Consider the following 20,864-nt stretch of genomic DNA (forward strand, 5'->3'; position numbering starts at 1 on the left):
GGGCGCGGCATCCAACTGCTCGGACCCGAAGTGCCCCTCGGGTGAGTAATAAGCTCAGGTTGGATAATACAAGGGTGGGCGGGTCTCCCGCCCACGCGGTGATCGTTTACGGCTCCGCTCTCGTACCGGATGATCTTGCTGTCAGCTATCACCGCGTGGGCAAGAAACTTGCCCACCCTACGAAAAACTCACTGCGCCGGCATCACCATCAACTGCAGGCCCGACGCCGCGCCCGGCGCGCGGTAGACACGCTGGGTCGCCTTCTTGAAATCTTCCGGCTTGGCCTTCGGGATGTGGGTGAAGGTCTGCGGGTTCAGGTCGACCAGCGGGAACCACGAGCTCTGCACCTGCACCATGATGCGGTGGCCGCGTCGGAAGGTGTGGTTCACCTCGCCGATGTCGAAGCTGATCGCTTCCTGCTTGCCCGGGGTGAAAGGTTCGGGCTTCTCGAAGCTGTTGCGGAACTTGCCGCGCAGCGGATTGCCGCGCACCAGCTGCTGGTAGCCGCCCAGGTTCAGGCTCGGCGGCGCGACGTCGTTGCCCTTGCGTTCGACGGCCGGGGTCGGGTACTCGCTCGGGTAGACGTCGATCAGCTTGACCACCCAGTCGGCATCCGTGCCGGTGGTCGACACGAACAGCTTCGGCACCACGGAACCGACCACCGTCACGTCTTCTTCCAGCACCTCGCTCTGGTACACCAGCACGTCGAGACGGGTGGCGGCGAAGCGCTGGTCCGACACCATGTACTCGCGCGGCACGCCCGTGGCCGGGTAGCCGATGAAGGGGACCGGCTTCTTCGGGTCGGCCACGTATTCGTCGTAGCCGGCGCTTGAAGCGGCCGGCTGCTGCCAGCCCAGCGTGCCGCTCGGGCCGAAGTACAGGGTGCGCGCCCTGGCGGGCGCCGGCGGCCAGGCGGCGTAGCTGCGCCAGACGTTGGTGCCGGTCTCGAAGGCCGTCACGGCGGGCAAGGCGCGCGCCGGCTTCACGCCCTTCAGGTGCTGCTCGAAGAAGGGGAACTGGATCTCGCGGCGGAAGTATTCGCTGGTCTTGGCGTCGAAATTCACGTGGCCGAGGCGCGCGCCGTCGCTGCGCGCCCAGCCGCCGTGCACCCAGGGTCCCATCACCAGCGCGTTCGGCGTGCCGGGATTGTATTTGCCGACCGCCTTGTAGATCGCGAACGGCCCGGCCGGGTCTTCCGCATCGAACCAGCCGCCCACCGTCAGCACCGCCGCCTTGACGTTCTTCATGTGCGGGGTGATGGCGCGCGAGCGCCAGAATTCGTCGTAGGTGTCGTGCACGATGGTCGGCTCGAGCAGCTCGCGCTGCTCGGCGCTCATGGTGGCGAGGATGTTCTCCATCGTCAGGCGCTTCAGGAAGAAGTCGTAGGCATCGGCCTCGCCGTAGGCGAAGCGCGAACGCTCCTTGTTGCCCGTGGTCGGGTTCTGCTGCGGCAGGAAGGACGAATAAAAATCGAAGTTCGCCGACAGCATGAAGGCGCCGCCATGGTAGGAGTCGTCGCCCATGTACAGGTCGGCGATCGGCGCCTGCGGCGAAGCGGCCTTGATGGCCGGGTGCGAGTCGATGATGCTGGCCGCCGTGTAGAAGCCCGGGTAGCTGATGCCCCAGATGCCGACCCGGCCGTTGTTGTTCGGGACGTGCTTGAGCAGCCATTCGACGGTGTCGTGCATGTCCTCGCTTTCCTGGCCCTCCCCTTTGGCGCGCTTGGCCTTGGCATGCGGCGTCATCTCCTGCCAGCTGCCTTCCGACATGTAGCGGCCGCGCACGTCCTGGGTCACGAAGATGTAGCCGGAGTCCTCCAGCTCGCGCGAGGGGCTGAGCGCCTCGGGGAACCAGTCCACGCCGTAGCGCTGCTCGCCCTGCGCGTAGACGCCCGCGCTGTAGGGCGTGCGCTGCATCAGGAAGGGATAGGGTTTCGAGCTGTCCTTCGGCACGTACACGGTGGTGAACAGCTTGATGCCGTCGCGCATCGGGATGCGGTATTCGTACTTGGTGTAGGCCTCGCGCGGGTTGCGCTTTTGTGCCGGTGCATCGGCATGTGCTGCGGCCTGGCTGCTGGCCTGCGCGCTTGCGCTGCAGGCCAGCATCACGCCCAATGCGAGGGCGGACAAGGGACGACGGATCATGGCTTCTTTCGAATTCGGGACAAGGAACGCCAGTGTAATCCGTTTCCTTTGAGAATTGCTATTCCTGCACGATCACCGTGGCTGGGGCACGGCCAACCCATGCCGGTCGATGGTGCCGCGCACCCGCTCGCGCACGAAATTGATGTGGCTGCGCAGGCGGTACAGCTCTTCCGCGTAGGCAAGCGGGATCGAGATGTGGTTGACGCGCTCCTCGATGTCGTCGAGGCGCAGCAGCAAGCCTTCGCGCGCGGCCTCCCGCTCGTCAGGCGCGCTCACTTCGCGTTCGCCTTCCAGCTCCTGTTCCACCTTGCGCAGTTCGCCGTACCAGCGGTACACGCGCGAACGCACCCGCCACACATAGATCGGCGGGACGATCTTCGACAGCGGGATCAGGAGCGCCGCCAGCGCCACCGCGACCACCCACAGGCGTTCGAACAGGTTGGCGAGCCAGAAGCGCAGGTAGCGCTGCAAGAAAGGCGGGCCATCGCGGTAATAGCGCTCCGCTTCGCGCGCCACCGGAATCTCGGTGTACTTCGGCGAGGGGAACTGGCCCTGCTGCTGGAACCAGCCCGCCTTGCCGTGGATCTCGCCGGCCGACTTCACCAAGATGCCCACCAGAGCCGGGTGCAGGTCCTCCCTCGCCACCAGGGTAGCGGTGGGGGCGATCAGGTGGTAGTCCTGGGCCGGGATGTCGCGCCCGAGGTCGACGATCCCGCGCGGCAGCACCACGTGCGTGAGGAAAGGCAGGCGGCGCGTGTAGGCGTCGGCCTGGCTGAAGTTGAACAGCCGGATGCCCGGGGTCTGCAGCAGCATCTGGATCAGGGGCGCTTCCGGCGCGGAGCTGAACACCAGGCCGTCGATCTTCCCGGCCAGCAGCTCCACCGTGGCCGGCGTGTTCTCCAGCGCGCCGATCTGCAGTTCGCTCGGTGCAATGCCGTTCGCGTCCAGCACCTGGCGGAACAGGCGCGGCACGCCGGTGCCTTCCGGCCCAAGGTTGATGCGTTTTCCCTTCAGGTCGGTCAGGTGGGTGACCTTGGCGCCTTCGCGCAGGAACAGCCACACCGGTTCGGTGAACAGGCTGCCCAGCGACACCAGGCCCGTCGTGTCCACCTGAGGCTCGGCCTGTCCGTTCTCGGTGGAGCCGCTTTGCACGAAGGCCACGTCCACCTTGCCCTCGATGAGGCGCTGCAGGTTCTCGTAGGAGCCCAGCGAAGGCTGGAGGCTCAGCTCGATCTCGTCGCGCGCCAGCCGGGCGGCGTACTGGCGGCCGAATTCCTGGTAGGCGCTGTTGAACTGGCCGGTGGCCATTGAGAATTGGCGCGGCGGCGCCGGGTCGACCCAGATATAGGCCAGCACGGCGACCGCGACCACCGCCAGCAGGGTCGGCCCGCTGGCGACCAGCAGGTCGCGCAGGGACACGATGCTGAACTGCCGCACCCGCGTCATGGCGCGTTTGAGCGCGCCACGCTTTACCTCACCGGATGTGCCAGACTGCCCGTTCAACGGACGCACTGGCGCTGGGCGGCGATGCTGCCCGCAGGCGGCTCGATCATCGGCATCAGGCTCGGCGCCAGGTTGGACAGCAGCTGCACCGGCAGCGCGCTGGTGAAGTCATAGTTGCCGGACTGCGGGCCGTGCACGTAGGCGGTCATGCTGCCGAAGTAGCGCTCGCCGATGTTGAAGACAAAGGTCGCCGAGCGGTTCACGAAGCGCGATTCGATCACGCGCCCGCCCCTGGCATAGGTCTCGAAGCGCTGGTCGCCGGTGCCGGTCTTGCCGCCCACGGCGATCACGCTGCCGTCGGACTGGACGAAGGAGGTCTTGACGCGCTTGGCGGTGCCGTCGGTGACCACGCCCTGGATCGCGTCCGCAACCACGCGCGCCACTTCCGGCGCCAGCACCTGCTCCTTGCCGCCGCCCTTGGTGCGCTTGACCAGGGTCTCGTACGGGGTGTCCTTGGCGAAGTGCAGCGAGTCGATGCGCTCGACAGGTTTACGCACGCCGCCGTTGACGATGATGCCCATCAGTTCGGCCAGCGAGGCCGGACGGTCGGCCGAGGCGCCCAGCGTGGTCGCGTAGGACGGCACCAGCGAATCGAACGGGTAGCCCATCTTCTTCCACTGCGCATGGATCTTCAGGAAGGCCTCGACCTCGATCAGCCCGGCGATGCGCTTGTCCTGGGCATGCTTGCGGTGGGTCTTGAACAGCCAGGAATAGACTTCCTGGCGTTCCTTGACGCTGGCGTTGGTCACTTCGGTCCAGCCGGCCTTCGGGTGGGTGATCAGGTAGCCCGCCAGCCACAGCTCGAGCGGATGCACTGAAGCCACGTAGCCGCGGTCGGCCAGCGTCATGTTCTTCGGATCGTACATCTCGTACATCTTCGGAATGCGGTCCGGATCCATGTCGTGCGAATCCGGCAGCGATTTGTCGATGAAGTTGCCGAACTGCGCCATCGTGGCGCCCGGGAACACGGTGCGGTGGGCCGCGGCCAGTTTCGAGGCCAGCGGACGCACGCCCGAGAACAGCAGCGCTTCGACCTCTTGCGGGGTCTTGCCCTTGTACTTGTTCCAGAACTTGGCCAGGAACACCTTGCCCTCGTTGTCGGCGAAGCGCGCCAGGTACATCTGGCGGCGCGGGTCGTCGGCATCGGCCAGCAGCTGGGCCGAGGAGCCCGGCAGCTGGAACATGTAGTAGCGCACCACGTCGCGCATCATGCGCACGAAGACCAGGTTGGTCGAACTGCGCAGCGCTTCGGTGACCGTCATGATCTTGCTGTTGTCCAGCTTGCTGAAGTTGCCGAAGGTGTGCAGGCCGCCGCCGGTGAAGAAGGATTCGCCCGGATTGGCCGAGTACTTGCGCTCCATCGCCGCCGCCAGCATCGGCTTGAGGCCGCGGTCGGCGCCGCGCGGCAGCGTGCGGAAGTATTCCAGCGCCCATTGCGACATGCGGTCCTTGGCGTCGACTTCCACGCCCATCAGGCCGATCTCGTCCATCGGCTCGAAACGCTTGTGCAGCTGGTCGACGATGTCGAGGTAGGTCACCAGGGTGCGCAGCTTGGCGGTGGAGCCCAGATCGAGCTTGGCGCCTTCGTTGATGTCGAGCGGCTGGTCGTAGTTATCGGTCTGGACCCGCAGGTAGTTCACGTGCTCGCCGCGCTCCATCAGGGTGAAGCTGTACACCACCTGGGCCGGGTCGCCGTTGCCGAGCATGCCCTTGCCGGTCAGGCCGGCTTCTTTCGCGTGTTCGGCGTCGGACAGCTTGCGCAGCACGTCGGTGACGGCCTGCTGCACCCCTGCATCGAGGGTGGAGACCACCGACAGGTCGAGGCGGTCGAGGTTGTACAGGCGCGAGTCGCCCACCAGGTAACCGAGGTGGTTGCGCACCGCGTTGGCGGCCTTGCGCGAGACGAAGGCGTCGGCGCCCGGCGGGGCCACTCCCGAGCCCTGGGCCGGATGCAGCGCCACTTTCAGCGCGGCGTCGCGCAGCTGCGGCGAGATCACGCCGGCCTGCGCCAGCACGCGCAGGTGGCTGTTGGTGAGGGTTTCGAGGTCATGCTCGCCGGCGCCCAGGTAGTAGGCCGGGCGGCGCTGCGCGATCATCAGCGACAGCGCTTCCTTGTAGGCGGTGACGGCATCCTGGCTGTTCATCGGGCCGCGCAGCATGGCGCTGGTCTTGTCGAAGTCGCGTCCGTACCAGACCCACATGCCGTCGCCGATGCCGTTGACTTCGCCGTAGCCCGGCTTGGCCGACAGCGGCACGGTGTTCAGGTAATCGAGCACGATCTGGCGCCGCGCCCTGGTGGTGTCTTCGCCGTCCTGGTAGGCGCGCAGCGTGGCCGAGGCCATCTGGATCATCTTGTCCTGCAGCGAACCGGTACGCCCTTCCGGCGAATGGCGGTACTTCTCGATCTGGGTCGCGAGCGTGGAGCCGCCGGCGACGCGCCCGCCGCCGCCCAGGCCGACGCTGCTCAGGGTCTTGTCGAACACCGCTTTCGAAAAGCGGTCCCATTCGACCGCCGGGTTGCGGTGCGGGTAGGCCGGGTCGAGCAGCTCGCGGTTCTCGATGAACAGCAGGCTTTGCACCAGCAGCGAAGGCGCGTCCTCGAACTTGTGGTAGAAGCGTTCCGGGAAGCGCGAGGCGAACAGCGGCTGCGCGCGGCAGTCGAGGATCTCGAGGCCGACCTTGGTCTTCTCGTGGTAGGTGGCGTACAGGCCGCGGTCGGCGAATTCGACCATCCTGGGCGACATGCGGGCCTGGGCCTCGATGTGGTAACCGCGCGACTGCAGCTTTTCCAGGTAGGCCGGCATGCCGGCATAGCCCAGGCGGGTGTCGAAGGGGCTGGCGGCCGGGAAGCGGATCGCGGGGCTCGGCCCCTTCTCCATGCGGTAGCTCAGGTCGTCGGCCATCTCGGCGAAGATCTTCGCCTGCAGGCGCGAGCTGCGTATCTCGAGCGCGCCCCAGCCGCCCAGCAGCACCAGCAGGATCAGGAGGGCAAGGTAGAACCAGGGCTTCCAGCGGCGCTTGCGCGGCGCCGGCTCGGGCGATCCTTCGGGGGCGCCTTGCGGCCCTTCGGGCGGCGGCAAGGGCGCGCTGCCGGGCGCACCGCCGCCTGCCGCCAGGTGCGGATAGGCTTCGTACAGGGGAACATCGTTACCGCCCGCGGACGCGAGTACGGGAGCGCCGCCGGCCATGGCCTGGGCAGTTCGCCGCAGCCACTCGCCTAACGCGCGTATGACATTACTGGGCCGCTCGATGCGGCGAATACTTTCCATGATGGCTCAACTGGTTCGAATCAATTCGTGCTCAATCCCTGCAACCTGCCCGCCATCCTTGCCCTGTTGTGTTCGAGTGATTGGGTCCTCGTCAGTCTGCAAAAATGCGCGGTGCAAACTCACTCAGGATTGCACCTCCACAGGTATCATTCCACCACATCAACACGAACCGCGCGAGAGCCGTTTAACAATTTTGATGCGCGCGATGTATTTTCGCAAAAAAACAACGGCTGAGTTATCAGGACGGCATGCAGTCCTACAAACACTGGAATTCAGCCCCGCGGCTCTGCAGTTCGGCCTGCATGGCAAGGAAGGCGGGCTCCACTTGCGCAGGCGCGCCCTTCACGCCCAGCTCGATGTGGCGCCGGGTGTGTGCGTCGCCCACGCTGGGCAGGCTGAACACCCGCAGCCCGGGATGATTGCGTTCCAGCGCCTCCATCAGCGGGGTCAGCGAGGCCTCCGCTTGTTCATAAACGATCAGCGAGCGTTCCAGGTGGACACTGGCGTGAAATAAATGCGAATAATGGCTGTCGAGCACCCATTCGATCATGGGCCAGGCCATGACCGGGAAGCCGGGGACGAAGTGGTGGTCGCGCACACTGAACCCGGCGATGCGGTTGTAGGGATTCGGAATCAGGGCTGCTCCCTGTGGGAACTCGGCCATCTTCAGGCGCTGCAGGTTGTCGGGCGCCCCCAGGTCCGCTTCCAGGCCCGCCTCGCGCGCGGTCTCGCGAATGCGCTCCTCGATGTTCAGGCGCCCTTCCGGATGCAGCACCAGGGGCAGGCCGAGCGCCGCGGCCGCGCACTGGCGCGTGTGGTCGTCGGGCGTGGCGCCGATGCCGCCGCAGGAAAACACGAAGTCCCCGCCGGCAAAGCTGCGCCGCAGCAGGTCCGTCAGGCGGCCTGGATCGTCGCCCACGAACTCCGCCCAGGCCAGCTGCAGGCCGCGCGCGCCGAGCAGCTCCACCACTTTCGAAAAATGCTTGTCCTGGCGCCTGCCGGACAGGATCTCGTCACCGATGATGATCAGGCCGAATGCCATGGAGTTCTCCTTTCAAGCCGTTACCGCGCCGGCGCGCATGTCTTCCAGCGCCCCCAGGCAGAAATACTGGAACCACAGCCCGGCGAACAGGAAGATCATGATGTACAGCCACAGCGACAGCATGGCCAGGATGGGAAACAGCACGATCGAGAGCAGCGCCCCGCCCATCCAGGCGATGCCGGGCAAGGCGCCGGCCAGGCCGGATGCGAAGCCGATGCCCAACAGCGCGCCGCGGTGGCGCCGCATCAGTTCGTGCCGCTCCTCGCGGCTGGCATGCGCGGCCAGCGCGTCGTAGCTCATCACGCGCGAGGTCACCCAGGCCCACAGGCAGGCCTGCACCAGCCAGGCCAGCGGCGGCACCGCATACAGCGGCAGCGTGAACAGCCACAGTACCGCGAACACCGCGGTGCTGCCGAGGTTGATGGCGACGCTGCCGACGAAGGAACCGCCTTCCTTGCGCTCCAGCTTGGGGTACTGCTTGTTGCCGACGTGGCGCTCGATCGCCGGCATCGCGATCACGCCCATGAACAGCAGCGCAGATCCGATCATGAGGGGCAGCAGCAGCGCGATCGCCAGCAGCGGCACCACCATCACCTTGAGCATGCCCAGGCCGAGCATGGCCAGCATGTTGCCGCTGGTCTGGAACCAGCCGTAGTCCGCGAAGGTCCCCTGCAGCCAGTCCAGCAGCGGCTGCAGGCCGGTCCACAGCAGCGCGCCCCACAGCAGCAGCGACAGCACCAGCGGGGCGCCCGACAGCATCAGCATCCGGCGCGAGAACTGGGCGCGCAGCGCGCGCCGGTAGGCGGTGCCGACGCCCTTCATGGGCGGGCCTTGCGGGTCGGATGGACAACGGGCGGGCAGCGAGGCGGCATCGTGGCTCCTTGTTCTGAGTTCAATATCGCCATTCTACGCAAATGCGCGCAGGAGACCGGTGGGCTGGCGTTTGGCGCGGCCGGGGACGATGCACTACAATCGCCGTTCAACTTGAACAACAGGGAAAACCATGTCCACCAATACCACTGATTCCGGCCTGCAATACGAAGACACCGTCGTCGGCAGCGGCGACGAGGCGAAAGCCGGCCAGTACGTCACCGTCCACTACACCGGCTGGCTGCGCAACGACGACGGCAGCCAGGGCGCCAAGTTCGATTCGAGCAAGGACCGCAACGACCCGTTCCAGTTCGCGCTGGGCGCCGGCCACGTGATCCGCGGCTGGGACGAAGGCGTGCAGGGCATGAAGGTCGGCGGCCAGCGCCGCCTGACCATCCCGGCCAGCCTGGGCTACGGCGCGCGCGGCGCCGGCGGCGTGATTCCGCCGAACGCGACGCTGATCTTCGACGTCGAGCTGCTGGCTGTCTAAGACTCGTAGGGTGGACGGCTTCGCCGTCCGCGCGTTCAAATCACGGATGAACAGACGCGCTGTGTCTACGCACGCGCTGGTTGAACGCGCGGTCGGCAGAGCCGACCACCCTACCACCCCGAGCATCCCCTCTAAAGTTCGCCCCGTTTGGCGGTAAACGCGCCCCTCCTGCGCTAAGATTCCCTTCTGTCTTACCACATTGCCAACGCAACCAACACAGGAGTATTCATGAGCTTGCAGGAACAGTTCGCCCAGGCCCAGGCCGAATCCAAGAATCTGCCGGAACGCCCGGACAACATCACCTTGCTGAAGATTTACGCGCTGTACAAGCAGGGCGCGAACGGCGACGTCAGCGGCGAGCGCCCGGGCATGACCGATTTCGTCAACCGCGCCAAGTACGACGCCTGGGCCGCCCTGAAGGGCACCTCGCAGGACGACGCAATGCAGCAGTACATCGACCTGATCGAAGAACTGAAGGGCTGACCAGCCCCCACGGCCGCCCGAACGGCGGCCGTTGTCTACCCCGCCGTTCAGGCAGGCACGAACACCTTGCGCATCTTCTCCGTCACCTTGGCCTCGATGGCCGGGGCGAATGCGCCCATGAAGAATCCCAGGCGGATCCGCATCGCCGCCCGCTGGCCTTCCAGGCTGAGCGCGCCTTCCACGCCGCTGCGCTCGAAGCGCAGCACGTCGCCATCCCACTTGCACGCCAGGCCATACTCCGTGGCGATCCGCTGCGCCACCTGCTGGGCGGCCTCGCGCGCCTCTTGCGGGCTCAGGTTATGTTCCTGGACGATGCTAATTTCCGACATGCTGGGTCATCCTTCTACTGAATTCGTTGCAAGAAAAGTCCGCCATGATGCCAGCAGACGGCCGAGTCGGCCAGTCTGCTGAGCGTTTCGGGTCCCGATCCAAATCAATTGACTCTTGTCAATATCCGCGCCGCCCGGCGCGCGACCATGGAGATGCCGCCCGACATTTCGCAAGGAGCCGTCATGGAACCAGGTGCCCTCTTGCCGGACGAACTGGACACGTCCCGTGACCAGCCGCCGGTCCGCTTCACCCCCACGCCCAGCGCCCCCTACCAGCAACAGCACCGCCTCGCCAAGCTGCTCGAGCAGCCCGCCGAGCCATCCGGCGACCCGAAGATGGACGCCGCCCGCGAGGAAGAAGAGCTCGAGGCGCCGCCGCTGCCGCATGCGTTCGGCGCGCGCGTGCTGATGTGGAAGCAGGACCCCTCGGTGGGCGAGATCGGCACCCGCCGCGCCTACCTGCCCGGCCCGGTGCTGGCCGGCCCGCGCGACGCCCGCATCGCTCCCGGCGCGCCAGGCATCGACCCGGTCGAGCCGAATGCCTTCGGCGACTTCGTCACCCAGCCCGACACCCCGCAGTTCGACGCGGTGCACACCTTTGCCGTGGTGCGGCAGACGCTGACCATGTACCAGCGCTCGATGCTCGCCGCCGGCCTCGACATGCCCCTGCCCTGGCAGTGGAACACCAGCATGGACACGCGCCCGCTGGCGGTCTATCCCTACGGCCTGCCGAACGTGATGAACGCCTTCTACAGCCGCACCCAGGGCTGCCTGAAGTTCGGCGATTTCCTTCCCAACGGCGTCGAAGGCGGGGAAGCGGCGCGCGTGTACACCTGCCGCTCCTTCGACATCGTGGCCCACGAAACCGCGCACGCCGTGCTCGACGGCCTCAAGCCGCAATGGCTGCAGGCCGACGCCCCGCCGCAGACCGGCGGCCTGCACGAAGCCTTCGGCGACCTCACCGCGATCTTCCTGGCCCTGTCCCAGCTCGACCAGTGCGAGGCGGTGGTGGCCCAGACCAAGGCCCACCTGCACGACAAGACCTACCTGGCAGACATCGCCGAACAGTTCGGGATGGCGCTGGGCGGCAGCACGGGCCTGCGCGATGCCGACAACGACCTCACGCTGGGTCAGGCCGGCACCCAGGTGCACGCGATCTCGCAGGTCTTCACCGGCGCCATGTACGACGTGCTGGCCGACATGTTCGCCTACGAGCGCAACCCCACGCACGACGACTGCGCCGCCGTGCTGCACCGGGTTGCGGCCTACCTGCGCGGTCTGCTGCTGCGTGCCCTGATCGGCGCGCCCGACAGCGCCGCCACCTATGTCGACGTGGTCAACGAGATGTTGCGCCTGGTGGACGAAGACGGCAAGCCGGCCGCCTACGCGGGCTTCATCCGCAACCAGTTCGCGCGCCGCGACGTGGTCGAGCAGCCCGACGAAGCCGCCATGGTCGAGCCGATGTGCACTCCGCTGGCGCCCAAGGTCTGCGACAAGCCGGGCGCGCGCCAGGACCGCCGTTCCTGCTGCGGCACCATGAACCTGCCCGAGTACTACCGGGTGGACCGGGTGCTCGCCAGCGAGTCCCAGGCGCTGGCGCGCTGGTGCGCCTCCAACGGCCGGCTCGGCGAATGCGTCGCCCCCAGCGCGGCGGTGGTGCCGGTGTCCGCATGAAGATCAGCGCGCGCGCCTGCGGCGGCTTCGCCGGGCTGGCCGAAGCCTACGACCTCGACACCGCCTTTCATCCGGTCGGCGGCGAGTTCGAAGAGCTCCTGCAGCGGCTCGACTTCTTCTCGGCGACGCCCAGCTGCCCGCTCGGGGCCGACCTGCCGCGCTGGGAGATCACGGTCGAGGACGGGCCGCGCTGCCACACCGTGTTCCTGCGCGAGGACGGCAGCGGCGGCGACTGGCAGGCCCTGCTCGACCGCCTGCGGAGCAGCGCATGACGCGTGACCGGCCGGTGGTGGCGTCCTCGGGTGCGCCATCACCGGCCACATTTGCTTATATATATTGTGTATAAGCCTAATTTGTAGGAAAACCCGAATTGCCCTAAAATACAGTGCTTTGCAAGTCCCGTCGGCCGATTCAGCGCCCGGCGCCGCGACACTAGACCAACTAATAGGACTGTTATGACCCACGTTGTCACCGAATCGTGCATCCGTTGTCGCTATACCGACTGCGTCGATGTATGCCCGGTAGATTGTTTCCGGGAAGGCCCGAATTTCCTCGCCATCGATCCTGACGAATGCATCGACTGCGCCGTCTGCGTGGCCGAGTGCCCGGTGAACGCGATCTACGCGGAAGAAGACGTGCCGTCGGACCAGCAGCAATTCATCAAGCTGAACGCGGACCTGGCGCGTTTCTGGCCGTCGATCACCAAGACCAAGCCGGCCCTGCCAGACGCGGAAGAGTGGAAAGACGTCAAGGACAAGCTGGACCAGCTGGCCCGCTGACCATGACCGACGCGGCCCCGCCCGGGGCCGCCGTCTGCACCGGTTCGTCAATCATGGCACACTAGCGGCCACGTCCTGTCCATACCCACGCATTTCAGCTAAATTCACAGAAAGTTCCAGCATGACTATCAGTGCCTCCCACGAAGCGGGCGCCATCGCTCCCAACAGCTCGTTCGCCGGCGCGATCGAAGCCGATGCCGTGATCATCGGCGCCGGTCCGGTCGGCCTGTTCCAGGTCTTCGAACTCGGCCTCCTCGAAATCAAGGCCCACGTCATCGATTCGCTGCCGGCCGTCGGCGGCCAGTGCGTGGAACTGTACCCGGACAAGCCGATCTACGACATCCCGGCCGTGCCGGTGTGCACCGGCCAGGAACTGACCGACAACCTGCTCAAGCAGATCGAGCCGTTCGAGCCGACCTTCCACCTGGGCCAGGAAGTCACCACCGTCCAGCGCCGCGAAGACAGCCGCTTCAACGTCGAGACCTCGACCGGCACCCGCTTCATCACCAAGACCATCTTCATCGCTGCCGGCGTCGGCTCGTTCCAGGCGCGCACCATGAAGGTCGACGGCATCGAGAAGTTCGAGAACAGCCAGCTGTTCTACCGCGTCAAGGATCCGGCTCTGTTCGAAGGCAAGAACCTGGTCATCTGCGGCGGCGGCGACTCCGCGCTGGACTGGGCCCTGAACTTCGTCGGCAAGGCCGAGTCGGTCGTGCTGCTGCACCGCCGCGAAGACTTCCGCGCCGCTCCGGCATCGGTGGCCAAGATGAAGGCCCTGTGCGACGAATACGAGATGCAGCTGATCACCGGCCAGGTCACCGGCTTCGATGAAACGGACGGCAAGCTGAGCGAAGTGAAGGTCACCGGCGCCGACGGTGTCACCCGCCGCGTCCCGCTGGACATGCTGCTGGTGTTCTTCGGCCTGTCGCCGAAGCTGGGCCCGATCGCCGAATGGGGCCTGGACATCGAGCGCAAGCAGCTCAAGGTCATGGACACCGAGAAGTTCGAGACCAACGTGCCGGGCATCTTCGCCGTGGGCGACATCAACACCTATCCGGGCAAGAAGAAGCTGATCCTGTCGGGCTTCCACGAAGCCGCGCTGGCCGCCTTCGGCGCCGCGCCCTACATCTTCCCGGACAAGAAGATCCATATGCAGTACACGACCACCTCGCCGAAGCTGCACAAGATCCTCGGCGTCGAGACTCCCGTGTTCGACTAAGCTTTACCTTCTGGTAAAAAAATGCCGCTCGGCGCAAGCCCGGCGGCATTTTTCATTGCTGCATCAGCCTGCGTTCAGTTAGGGGCAAACAACGGAAAGGCCTTGTCGGACAGGGCCTACCTGCTTATGTGGGGCGCTTCACCGAGTAGTATTGCGCAAATATGCTACAACTGGACTATGCACAAGGGATGTGAAAACGACTGTTTCCACAAGTAAATCACTATCCCCTATAATTGACTGAGAGCATGCGCAAACGATTGCGACGCCTAGTCCATCCGAAGGAATTATTTATGCTTTACCAACTGCACGAGATGCAACGCTCCTTCCTGACCCCGCTGATGCAGTGGGCAGATGCGTCCTCCAAACTGTTCTCGAACCCCGTTTCGCCGTTCGCGCACACCCCGTTCTCGCAGCGTATCGCCGCCGGCTACGAGTTGATGTACCGCCTCGGGAAGGACTACGAAAAGCCGGCATTCGGCATCAAGACCGTACCCATCAAGGGTGCCGACGTCGGCATCATCGAGCGCACGAGCGTCGAAAAGCCGTTCTGCAAGCTCATCCATTTCAAGAAAGACCTGAGCGACAAGGAATTCGCCGCGCTGGAGCAGCCCACCGTGCTGGTCGTCGCGCCCCTGTCGGGTCACCACGCCACCCTGCTGCGCGACACCGTGCGCGCCCTGCTGGTCGAGCATGACGTCTACATCACCGACTGGATCGACGCGCGCATGGTGCCCTTGTCGAGCGGCCCCTTCCACCTCGACGACTACATCTACTACGTCCAGGACTTCATTCGCCACCTCGGCCCGGACGTACACGTGATCTCGGTGTGCCAGCCGACCGTGCCGGTGCTGGCCGCGATCTCGCTGATGGCCACCAACCAGGACCCGAAGCTGCCGAAGACCATGACCATGATGGGCGGCCCGATCGACCCGCGCAAGTCGCCGACCGCGGTCAACGACCTGGCGGTGGAGAAGCCCTTCTCCTGGTTCGAGAACACCGTGATCTACTCGGTGCCGGGCAACTACCCGGGCTTCGGCCGCAAGGTCTATCCGGGCTTCCTGCAGCACGCCGGCTTCATCGCGATGAACCCGGGCCGCCACGCCCAGAGCCACCGCGAGTTCTACCAGCACCTGGTACGCGGCGACGACGACTCGGCCGAGGCGCACCGCCAGTTCTACGACGAATACAACGCCGTGCTCGACATGCCGGCCGAGTACTACCTCGAGACCATCAAGACCGTGTTCCAGGAACACCGCCTGCCGAAGGGCACCTGGGAAGTCGGCGGCCAGCTGGTGCGCCCGCAGGACATCAAGACGGTGGCCCTGTTCACCGTCGAGGGCGAGCTGGACGACATTTCCGGCCTGGGCCAGACCCGCGCCGCGCACGACCTGTGCACCGGCATCCCGAAGAACATGCACCAGGAGTTCGTGGCGCCCAAATGTGGCCACTACGGCATCTTCTCGGGCCGCCGCTGGCGCGAGATCATCTGCCCGAAGATCGGGGAGTTCATTCGGGCGCATGCTTGATGTGAAAATGCCGAAGCTTGCTCCGGCATGTTGTTTTGGCTATCGACTGCAGTGCGAACTTGGATTCCCGCCTGCGCGGGAAGTCATGGGCGCCAGCGGCGCGCATGACGGTGTCAAGGTTCGGGGTATTAATAGCGATGACCTTTGGCCACATCCCTTAACCCGTCGTTCCCGCGAAGGCGGGAACCCAATTTTCGGTGAATAGCGATAGCGCCTGCGTTCACCGCCCTACCAGCACCTCCTGCACCACCCCGGTCGCGATCGCCACCAGCACATAATCGTTCCCCGCCTGCACCCACTGGTGCCCCGGCGGCGGTTCGGTGAGGCGATGCGCCTTCCAGTTCTCCACCACGAAGTGATGGGTCCGGTAGCGTGGCGGCAGCTGCTCGCCGCGCTTGAGCTGGCCGCTGGCCTCCACGCTGCGGTAAGGCCCCGGCCTGGCGGCCTGCTTCGCTTGCGCGCGCGCTTCCTGTTCGCCGCGCTGGTGCGCCTGGGCCGCGGCGCCACCGGCCAGCACCGCGGCGACGAGCGCCGGTACGATGAGTTTGTTCATGTGAGCTCCTCTTCAGCGTCGAGGCTCCAGTACATCATGCACGAACCCGGCAGTCTGTTCGCTCCAGCACGGAGAAGGCCATGCCAACTTCGCATCGCCCCTGGTTTTGGCGGATAATGTCGGCTTTGACCGTTCACCTTCGCGCCGTGACCAAGACCCTCGCCGACCTGATCGAAGACGCGTTGCCGCAGACGCAATGCACCAAGTGCGGCTATCCCGCATGCCGTCCGTATGCGGAAGCGATCGCGCGCGGCGAAGCCGAGATCAACCAGTGTCCGCCCGGCGGCATCGAGGGCGTCCGGCGCCTGTCCAGCGTCACGGGCCGGCCGGTCATCCCGATCAACCCCGCCAACGGCATCGAGCGCCCGCGCCCGGTCGCCTTCATCGACGAGTCGCTCTGCATCGGCTGCACCTTGTGCATCCAGGCCTGCCCGGTCGATGCGATCATGGGCGCGGCCAAGCAGATGCACAGCATCCTGCCGAGCCTGTGCACCGGCTGCGACCTGTGCGTGGCGCCCTGCCCGGTCGACTGCATCTCGATGGTCCCGGTGACGGGGGAGCGCACCGGCTGGGACGCCTGGTCGCAGGAAGCCGCCGATGCGGCACGAAGCCGCCACGACTTCCGCAGCGAGCGCCTGCGCCGCGAAAAAGAAGAAAACGATGCGCGCCTGGCCGCCAAGGCGCTGGAAAAGATGCGCGCGGTGACGGCGGAGGTGACCAACACGCCGGAAGAACTGGCGGAAAAGGAACGCAAGCGCGCCATCATTGCGGCCGCGATGGAGCGGGCGCGCCAGAAGGCAGCCGCGAATGTGCCCGATGCGCCACCGGACCAAAAGTAAGCAAAACCGATGAATCCCGCGAAAAGATTAGAAATATTCACGCGCTTTCGCGCAGCCAACCCCAAGCCGACCACCGAGCTCGAATTCACTACTCCCTTCGAACTCCTGATCGCGGTGCTGCTGTCGGCGCAGTCGACCGACGTCGGCGTCAACAAGGCCACGCGCCGCCTCTACCCGGTGGCCAACACCCCGCAGGCCATCCTCGACCTGGGGCTGGACGAACTCAAGTCCTATATCTCGACCATCGGCCTGTACAACACCAAGGCCGCGAATGTCATGGCGACCTGCCGGATTTTGGTGGAGCAGCATGGCGGCGAAGTGCCGCGCGCGCGCGAGGCGCTGGAAGCCCTGCCCGGCGTGGGCCGCAAGACCGCCAACGTGGTGCTCAATACCGCGTTCGGCGAGCCGACCATGGCGGTCGACACCCACATCTTCCGGGTATCGAACCGCACAAAAATCGCGCCGGGCAAGAACGTCGACATCGTCGAGCAGAAGCTGCTCAAGTTCGTGCCGAAGGACTTCCTGATTGACGCGCATCACTGGCTGATCCTGCACGGCCGCTACACCTGCGTGGCCCGTAAACCAAGGTGCTGGAACTGCCTGATCAAGGACCTGTGCGAGTTCAAGGACAAGACGCCGGCGCCCGCCGGGGTGATGGATCCGGCGGCCGACCTGGCCAGCCAGGCCGCCGAACTCGGCTAGCCGAGGCGCTTCTCGCCGGTGGCGAACGAGGCGCGCACGATGCGCCCGTCGGCCACTTCATACACGCAGAGCATCTCCACCGTGCCGCGGCCTTCCGGGAAGTTGCGGGTCACGATCTCGAGGTCGGTGACGAAGTTGCCGAGGACCGAGCGGTTCAGGAGGCGCGCATGCAGCTCGGGTTCGGCAAAGCGCTCCTGGTAGCGCGGGCGGATCTGTTCATGGCCCTGGGCCAGCAGGGCGCCATGCAGCGCGAACTGCTGCGCATCCGGCGCATAGGTGGCCATCAGGGCGTCGAGGTCCTTGGCGTTGTAGGCGTCGAGCTGCGCCTGGACGACAGCGAGGGGAGAAGTCGGTTTCATGCGTTCATTCATCAGGAAAACAGCGCCTACAGCAGCACCAGGTTGTCGCGGTGGACCAGTTCCGGCCCCTCGACATAGCCCAGGATGCGTTCGATCTCCGCCGACGAATGGCGCATGATGCGCCGCACTTCGCTGCTGGTGTAGTTGGTCAGTCCGCGCGCCAGCGGCTTGCCCGCCTCGTCGATGCAGGTGATCACCTGGCCGCGCCCGAACTCGCCGCGCACCGCGACCACGCCGATCGGCAGCAGCGACTTGCCTTCCCGGGTCAGCTTCTGGGCGGCGCCGGCATCGATCACGACTTCGCCGGTGGTGTGCAGGTGGTCGATCATCCACTGACGCCGTGCGGTCAGGCGGCCGGTAGGCGCGGTGAGCTGGGTGCCGATCATCTCGCCGCCGGCCAGGCGCACCAGCACGTCTTCTTCACGGCCCCAGGCGATGATGGTGTGGGCGCCCGAGCGCGCCGCACGCCTGGCGGCCAGCACCTTGGTCAGCATGCCGCCGCGCCCGATGCTCGAGCCCGCCCCGCCTGCCATCGCTTCCAGTTGCGGATCGCCCGCCTGCGCTTCCCCGATCAGGTGCGCGCCCGGGTCCTTGCGCGGATCGGCGGAGAACAGGCCGCGCTGGTCGGTCAGGATCACCAGCGCATCGGCCTCGATCAAATTGGCCACCAGCGCGCCCAGGGTGTCGTTGTCGCCGAACTTGATTTCGTCGGTGACGACCGTATCGTTCTCGTTGATGATCGGGACCACGCCCAGGCGCAGCAGGGTGGTGAGCGTCGAGCGCGCGTTCAGGTAGCGTTCGCGGTCGGCCAGATCGGCGTGGGTGAGCAGCACCTGGGCGGTCTTGACGCCGTGGGTGTGGAAGCTGGTTTCGTAGATCTGCGCCAGGCCCATCTGGCCCACGGCGGCGCAGGCCTGCAGTTCGTGGATGTCGGTCGGGCGTGAGGTAAAACCGAGGCGCAGCATGCCTTCGGCGATGGCGCCCGAGGACACGAGCACGACGTCCTTGCCCAGGCCGCGCAGCGCGGCGATCTGGGCCGCCCAGCGGGCGATGGCGGTATGGTCGAGACCCCTGCCCTCGTCTGTGACGAGCGAGGAACCGACCTTGACGATGATGCGGGAGGCTTGCTGGAGCGCTGAGTGGTGGGTTGAAGTCATGGTGACAGGAATTTTCCTCGCGGCCGTAAGGCCAGCAGGGAAAGTCCTGCCAACAACTCGACCGCGCAGACTGCTAATAATACCCCCTTCGGCAACCCGATCGCGAAAGCGGCGACGAGGCGCCCGGCCGGCTGGGCCAGGAGGAACAATGCGGTGAGGTCGACGAGGAGGGGCTGGTCGCCCTGTCTCGATGCCAGCAGCGCCAGCATCGCGGTAGCGAGGCGCATGCCCACGTAGATGGCGTAGAACTGGCTGTAGCCGTTCACGCCGACGAGAAAGATGCCCATCGCCGACGCGATACGGTCGGGATCGAGCATGGCCGCCAGCGCCGCCAGCGAACTGGCGGTGGCGACGAGCTGCAACAGTTGGCTGCGCAGCCAGCTGCGAGTCACTGCTGCCACAGGCAACTTAGTCTTCCTGGATCTTGAAACGCGGATCGTCCGGGTCGATCGAATTGATGCCGCGCGCTTCCTCGGTCATGGTGGTTTCTTCGGCGCGTTGATCGCTGGTGCGCTTCTCTTCCAGGTGCAGGTAGATCGCGTTGACCAGGTCCTGGCAGCCTTCGCGATTCAGTGCCGAGATCTCGAACACCGGCCCTTTCCAGGCCATGCGCTTGACGAAGTCCTTGACGCGCTTCTTGCGCTCGGCTTCATCGACCACGTCGAGCTTGTTCAGCACCAGCCAGCGCGGCTTGTTCAGCAGCTCTTCGTCGTACTTTTCCAGCTCCTTGACCAGGGCCTTGGCTTCCTTGACCGCATCGACTTTCTCGTCGAAGCCCGACAGGTCGACGATGTGCAGCAGCAGGCCGGTGCGCGCCAGGTGGCGCAGGAACTGGTGGCCCAGGCCCGCGCCTTCGGCCGCGCCTTCGATCAGGCCCGGGATGTCGGCGATGACGAAGCTCTTCTCGTGCGACACGCGCACCACGCCCAGGTTCGGGTGCAGGGTGGTGAACGGGTAGTCGGCGATCTTCGGCTTGGCGTTCGAGACGGCGGTGATGAAGGTCGACTTGCCGGCGTTCGGCATGCCCAGCAGGCCCACGTCGGCCAGCACCTTCAGCTCCAGGCGCAGGGTGCGGCGCTCGCCGGCCTTGCCTTCGGTCTTCTGGCGCGGCGCGCGGTTGGTCGAGGTCTTGAAGTGGATATTGCCCCAGCCGCCCTCGCCGCCCTTGGCCAGCAGTTCGGTCTGGCCGTGCTCGGTCAGGTCGGCAACGATCTCGCCGTTGACGTCGTCCACGATCAGCGTGCCGACCGGCATGCGCATGTAGACGTCTTCGGCGCCCTTGCCGTAGCAGTCCGAGCCGCGGCCCGGTTCGCCGTTGCGGGCGTGATGGGTCTTCGAATAGCGGAAGTCCACCAGGGTGTTGATGTTACGGTCGGCCACCACGTAGATCGAGCCGCCCTTGCCGCCGTCGCCGCCGTCCGGGCCGCCAAATGGGCGGAACTTCTCGCGGCGGAACGAGGCACACCCGTTGCCGCCGTCGCCGGCGATGACTTCAATTCTTGCTTCGTCGATAAACTTCATGATGATGACCGATAAAAACTAAAAAGGCCCTACCGTGGGCAGAGCCTTTCGATGGAAGGCTTGCGCCTTGCAAAGAAGCGCCGCGTCGAGCGGCGCGAGTAACTACTTAAGCAGCGACTGCTTCGTTGGCAACGACGGTCACGAACTGCTTCGAGCCCACGCCTTGCTTGACGAACTTGACGGTACCGTCGACCAGCGCGAACAGGGTGTGATCCTTGCCGGTGCCGACGTTGGTGCCTGCGCGCACCGGGGTGCCGCGTTGACGGATGATGATGCCGCCGGCGTTGATCGCCTGGCCGCCGTAGACTTTCACGCCGAGGCGCTTGCTTTCTGAGTCACGGCCGTTGCGGGTAGTACCGCCACCTTTTTTGTGTGCCATTTATTTGCTCCTTGATGAATGAACTT

At 65.7% G+C, this 20,864-nt stretch carries 21 protein-coding genes; 9 read left to right on the forward strand and 12 right to left on the reverse strand.

What is annotated here, in order from left to right; translation table 11 throughout:
* Positions 1-188: 188 nt before the first annotated feature.
* The 5 genes from YWC_RS0113725 to YWC_RS0113745 form a co-directional block, all read right to left on the reverse strand.
* Positions 189-2,144 (reverse strand): CocE/NonD family hydrolase, encoded by a 1,956-nt coding sequence (locus YWC_RS0113725; protein WP_027865897.1) that lies wholly within the window; start codon positions 2,142-2,144, stop codon positions 189-191.
* 72 nt (positions 2,145-2,216) lie between these two features.
* Positions 2,217-3,590: a TAXI family TRAP transporter solute-binding subunit gene (locus YWC_RS0113730; RefSeq protein WP_027865898.1), complete on the reverse strand. Its 1,374-nt coding sequence runs from the start codon at positions 3,588-3,590 to the stop codon at positions 2,217-2,219.
* 53 nt (positions 3,591-3,643) lie between these two features.
* Positions 3,644-6,835 (reverse strand): transglycosylase domain-containing protein, encoded by a 3,192-nt coding sequence (locus YWC_RS0113735; protein WP_169728117.1) that lies wholly within the window; start codon positions 6,833-6,835, stop codon positions 3,644-3,646.
* 337 nt (positions 6,836-7,172) lie between these two features.
* The gene (locus tag YWC_RS0113740) at positions 7,173-7,958 is read right to left on the reverse strand and encodes a competence/damage-inducible protein A (protein ID WP_027865900.1); all 786 of its coding nucleotides are present in this window, start codon (positions 7,956-7,958) and stop codon (positions 7,173-7,175) included.
* 12 nt (positions 7,959-7,970) lie between these two features.
* Entirely contained in the window at positions 7,971-8,780 is an 810-nt protein-coding gene (locus YWC_RS0113745; protein WP_027865901.1) for an EI24 domain-containing protein, read from the reverse strand.
* Positions 8,781-8,961: 181 nt separating this feature from the next.
* On the opposite strand from YWC_RS0113745, the gene YWC_RS0113750 reads away from it, so the two are divergent.
* Together YWC_RS0113750 and YWC_RS0113755 are read left to right on the forward strand one after the other, a co-directional pair.
* Complete coding sequence (locus YWC_RS0113750; RefSeq protein ID WP_027865902.1) at positions 8,962-9,318, forward strand: FKBP-type peptidyl-prolyl cis-trans isomerase; 357 nt, start codon at positions 8,962-8,964, stop codon at positions 9,316-9,318.
* A 228-nt stretch (positions 9,319-9,546) separates the two neighbouring features.
* Complete coding sequence (locus YWC_RS0113755; RefSeq protein WP_027865903.1) at positions 9,547-9,801, forward strand: acyl-CoA-binding protein; 255 nt, start codon at positions 9,547-9,549, stop codon at positions 9,799-9,801.
* Positions 9,802-9,848: 47 nt separating this feature from the next.
* On the opposite strand, the gene YWC_RS0113760 is transcribed toward YWC_RS0113755, so the two are convergent.
* Positions 9,849-10,130 carry a polyhydroxyalkanoic acid system family protein gene (locus tag YWC_RS0113760; protein ID WP_027865904.1) on the reverse strand — a complete coding sequence of 94 codons (282 nt, stop codon included), beginning with the start codon at positions 10,128-10,130 and terminating at the stop codon, positions 9,849-9,851.
* Positions 10,131-10,313: 183 nt separating this feature from the next.
* Here YWC_RS0113760 and YWC_RS29350 point away from each other — a divergent pair, with 183 nt between their 5' ends.
* The 5 genes from YWC_RS29350 (at position 10,314) to YWC_RS0113785 (ending at position 15,328) form a co-directional block, all read left to right on the forward strand.
* Entirely contained in the window at positions 10,314-11,804 is a 1,491-nt protein-coding gene (locus tag YWC_RS29350) for a gluzincin family metallopeptidase (RefSeq protein ID WP_051306450.1), read from the forward strand.
* The gene (locus YWC_RS0113770; RefSeq protein ID WP_027865905.1) at positions 11,801-12,076 is read left to right on the forward strand and encodes a protealysin inhibitor emfourin; all 276 of its coding nucleotides are present in this window, start codon (positions 11,801-11,803) and stop codon (positions 12,074-12,076) included. The genes YWC_RS29350 and YWC_RS0113770 overlap by 4 nt, the downstream gene beginning before the upstream one ends.
* 183 nt (positions 12,077-12,259) lie before the next feature.
* Positions 12,260-12,583: a ferredoxin FdxA gene (gene fdxA, locus YWC_RS0113775; RefSeq protein ID WP_027865906.1), complete on the forward strand. Its 324-nt coding sequence runs from the start codon at positions 12,260-12,262 to the stop codon at positions 12,581-12,583.
* 121 nt (positions 12,584-12,704) lie between these two features.
* Positions 12,705-13,802 (forward strand): NAD(P)/FAD-dependent oxidoreductase, encoded by a 1,098-nt coding sequence (locus YWC_RS0113780; protein ID WP_036214367.1) that lies wholly within the window; start codon positions 12,705-12,707, stop codon positions 13,800-13,802.
* A gap of 290 nt (positions 13,803-14,092) precedes the next feature.
* Positions 14,093-15,328, forward strand: a complete 1,236-nt coding sequence (locus YWC_RS0113785) for a polyhydroxyalkanoate depolymerase (RefSeq protein WP_027865908.1) — start codon at positions 14,093-14,095, stop codon at positions 15,326-15,328.
* Positions 15,329-15,548: 220 nt separating this feature from the next.
* Here the strand turns inward: YWC_RS0113785 and YWC_RS0113790 are convergent, their stop codons facing one another.
* A complete protein-coding gene (locus YWC_RS0113790; protein WP_027865909.1) occupies positions 15,549-15,881 on the reverse strand; it encodes an RcnB family protein in 333 nt (110 codons plus the stop codon).
* Between the two features lie 125 nt (positions 15,882-16,006).
* On the opposite strand from YWC_RS0113790, the gene rsxB reads away from it, so the two are divergent.
* Both rsxB and nth read left to right on the forward strand, forming a co-directional pair.
* Positions 16,007-16,720: an electron transport complex subunit RsxB gene (rsxB, locus tag YWC_RS0113795; protein WP_229413099.1), complete on the forward strand. Its 714-nt coding sequence runs from the start codon at positions 16,007-16,009 to the stop codon at positions 16,718-16,720.
* A 9-nt stretch (positions 16,721-16,729) separates the two neighbouring features.
* Positions 16,730-17,422, forward strand: a complete 693-nt coding sequence (nth, locus tag YWC_RS0113800; protein WP_027865911.1) for an endonuclease III — start codon at positions 16,730-16,732, stop codon at positions 17,420-17,422.
* Here nth and YWC_RS0113805 read toward each other — a convergent pair.
* The 5 genes from YWC_RS0113805 to rpmA all read right to left on the reverse strand — a co-directional run bounded on the left by YWC_RS0113805 (position 17,419) and on the right by rpmA (position 20,838).
* Positions 17,419-17,781: a nuclear transport factor 2 family protein gene (locus tag YWC_RS0113805; RefSeq protein ID WP_027865912.1), complete on the reverse strand. Its 363-nt coding sequence runs from the start codon at positions 17,779-17,781 to the stop codon at positions 17,419-17,421. The two genes, nth and YWC_RS0113805, sit on opposite strands and share 4 nt — an antisense overlap.
* 26 nt (positions 17,782-17,807) lie before the next feature.
* Positions 17,808-18,938 carry a glutamate 5-kinase gene (gene proB, locus YWC_RS0113810; RefSeq protein ID WP_036214371.1) on the reverse strand — a complete coding sequence of 377 codons (1,131 nt, stop codon included), beginning with the start codon at positions 18,936-18,938 and terminating at the stop codon, positions 17,808-17,810.
* The gene (locus YWC_RS0113815) at positions 18,935-19,339 is read right to left on the reverse strand and encodes a hypothetical protein (protein ID WP_229413100.1); all 405 of its coding nucleotides are present in this window, start codon (positions 19,337-19,339) and stop codon (positions 18,935-18,937) included. The genes proB and YWC_RS0113815 overlap by 4 nt, the downstream gene beginning before the upstream one ends.
* Before the next feature lie 7 nt (positions 19,340-19,346).
* A complete protein-coding gene (obgE, locus tag YWC_RS0113820; protein ID WP_027865915.1) occupies positions 19,347-20,459 on the reverse strand; it encodes a GTPase ObgE in 1,113 nt (370 codons plus the stop codon).
* A gap of 106 nt (positions 20,460-20,565) precedes the next feature.
* Complete coding sequence (rpmA, locus tag YWC_RS0113825; protein ID WP_027865916.1) at positions 20,566-20,838, reverse strand: 50S ribosomal protein L27; 273 nt, start codon at positions 20,836-20,838, stop codon at positions 20,566-20,568.
* Positions 20,839-20,864 lie beyond the last annotated feature (26 nt).

It is taken from the genome of Massilia alkalitolerans DSM 17462 (genome assembly GCF_000427785.1).
Lineage (GTDB): Bacteria > Pseudomonadota > Gammaproteobacteria > Burkholderiales > Burkholderiaceae_D > Telluria > Telluria alkalitolerans.

Excerpts from the sequence above, each read along its gene's own strand:
- YWC_RS0113750 (WP_027865902.1), top strand. The coding sequence starts at position 8,962 with ATGTCCACCAATACCACTGATTCCGGCCTGCAATACGAAGACACCGTC.
- YWC_RS0113735 (WP_169728117.1), bottom strand. The coding sequence starts at position 6,835 with ATGGCCGGCGGCGCTCCCGTACTCGCGTCCGCGGGCGGTAACGATGTT.
- YWC_RS29350 (WP_051306450.1), top strand. The coding sequence starts at position 10,314 with ATGGAACCAGGTGCCCTCTTGCCGGACGAACTGGACACGTCCCGTGAC.
- YWC_RS0113760 (WP_027865904.1), bottom strand. The coding sequence starts at position 10,130 with ATGTCGGAAATTAGCATCGTCCAGGAACATAACCTGAGCCCGCAAGAG.
- YWC_RS0113790 (WP_027865909.1), bottom strand. The coding sequence starts at position 15,881 with ATGAACAAACTCATCGTACCGGCGCTCGTCGCCGCGGTGCTGGCCGGT.
- proB (WP_036214371.1), bottom strand. The coding sequence starts at position 18,938 with ATGACTTCAACCCACCACTCAGCGCTCCAGCAAGCCTCCCGCATCATC.
- YWC_RS0113730 (WP_027865898.1), bottom strand. The coding sequence starts at position 3,590 with ATGACGCGGGTGCGGCAGTTCAGCATCGTGTCCCTGCGCGACCTGCTG.
- rpmA (WP_027865916.1), bottom strand. The coding sequence starts at position 20,838 with ATGGCACACAAAAAAGGTGGCGGTACTACCCGCAACGGCCGTGACTCA.
- nth (WP_027865911.1), top strand. The coding sequence starts at position 16,730 with ATGAATCCCGCGAAAAGATTAGAAATATTCACGCGCTTTCGCGCAGCC.
- obgE (WP_027865915.1), bottom strand. The coding sequence starts at position 20,459 with ATGAAGTTTATCGACGAAGCAAGAATTGAAGTCATCGCCGGCGACGGC.
- YWC_RS0113740 (WP_027865900.1), bottom strand. The coding sequence starts at position 7,958 with ATGGCATTCGGCCTGATCATCATCGGTGACGAGATCCTGTCCGGCAGG.
- YWC_RS0113725 (WP_027865897.1), bottom strand. The coding sequence starts at position 2,144 with ATGATCCGTCGTCCCTTGTCCGCCCTCGCATTGGGCGTGATGCTGGCC.
- YWC_RS0113805 (WP_027865912.1), bottom strand. The coding sequence starts at position 17,781 with ATGAAACCGACTTCTCCCCTCGCTGTCGTCCAGGCGCAGCTCGACGCC.
- fdxA (WP_027865906.1), top strand. The coding sequence starts at position 12,260 with ATGACCCACGTTGTCACCGAATCGTGCATCCGTTGTCGCTATACCGAC.
- YWC_RS0113755 (WP_027865903.1), top strand. The coding sequence starts at position 9,547 with ATGAGCTTGCAGGAACAGTTCGCCCAGGCCCAGGCCGAATCCAAGAAT.
- YWC_RS0113745 (WP_027865901.1), bottom strand. The coding sequence starts at position 8,780 with ATGAAGGGCGTCGGCACCGCCTACCGGCGCGCGCTGCGCGCCCAGTTC.
- YWC_RS0113785 (WP_027865908.1), top strand. The coding sequence starts at position 14,093 with ATGCTTTACCAACTGCACGAGATGCAACGCTCCTTCCTGACCCCGCTG.
- YWC_RS0113770 (WP_027865905.1), top strand. The coding sequence starts at position 11,801 with ATGAAGATCAGCGCGCGCGCCTGCGGCGGCTTCGCCGGGCTGGCCGAA.
- YWC_RS0113780 (WP_036214367.1), top strand. The coding sequence starts at position 12,705 with ATGACTATCAGTGCCTCCCACGAAGCGGGCGCCATCGCTCCCAACAGC.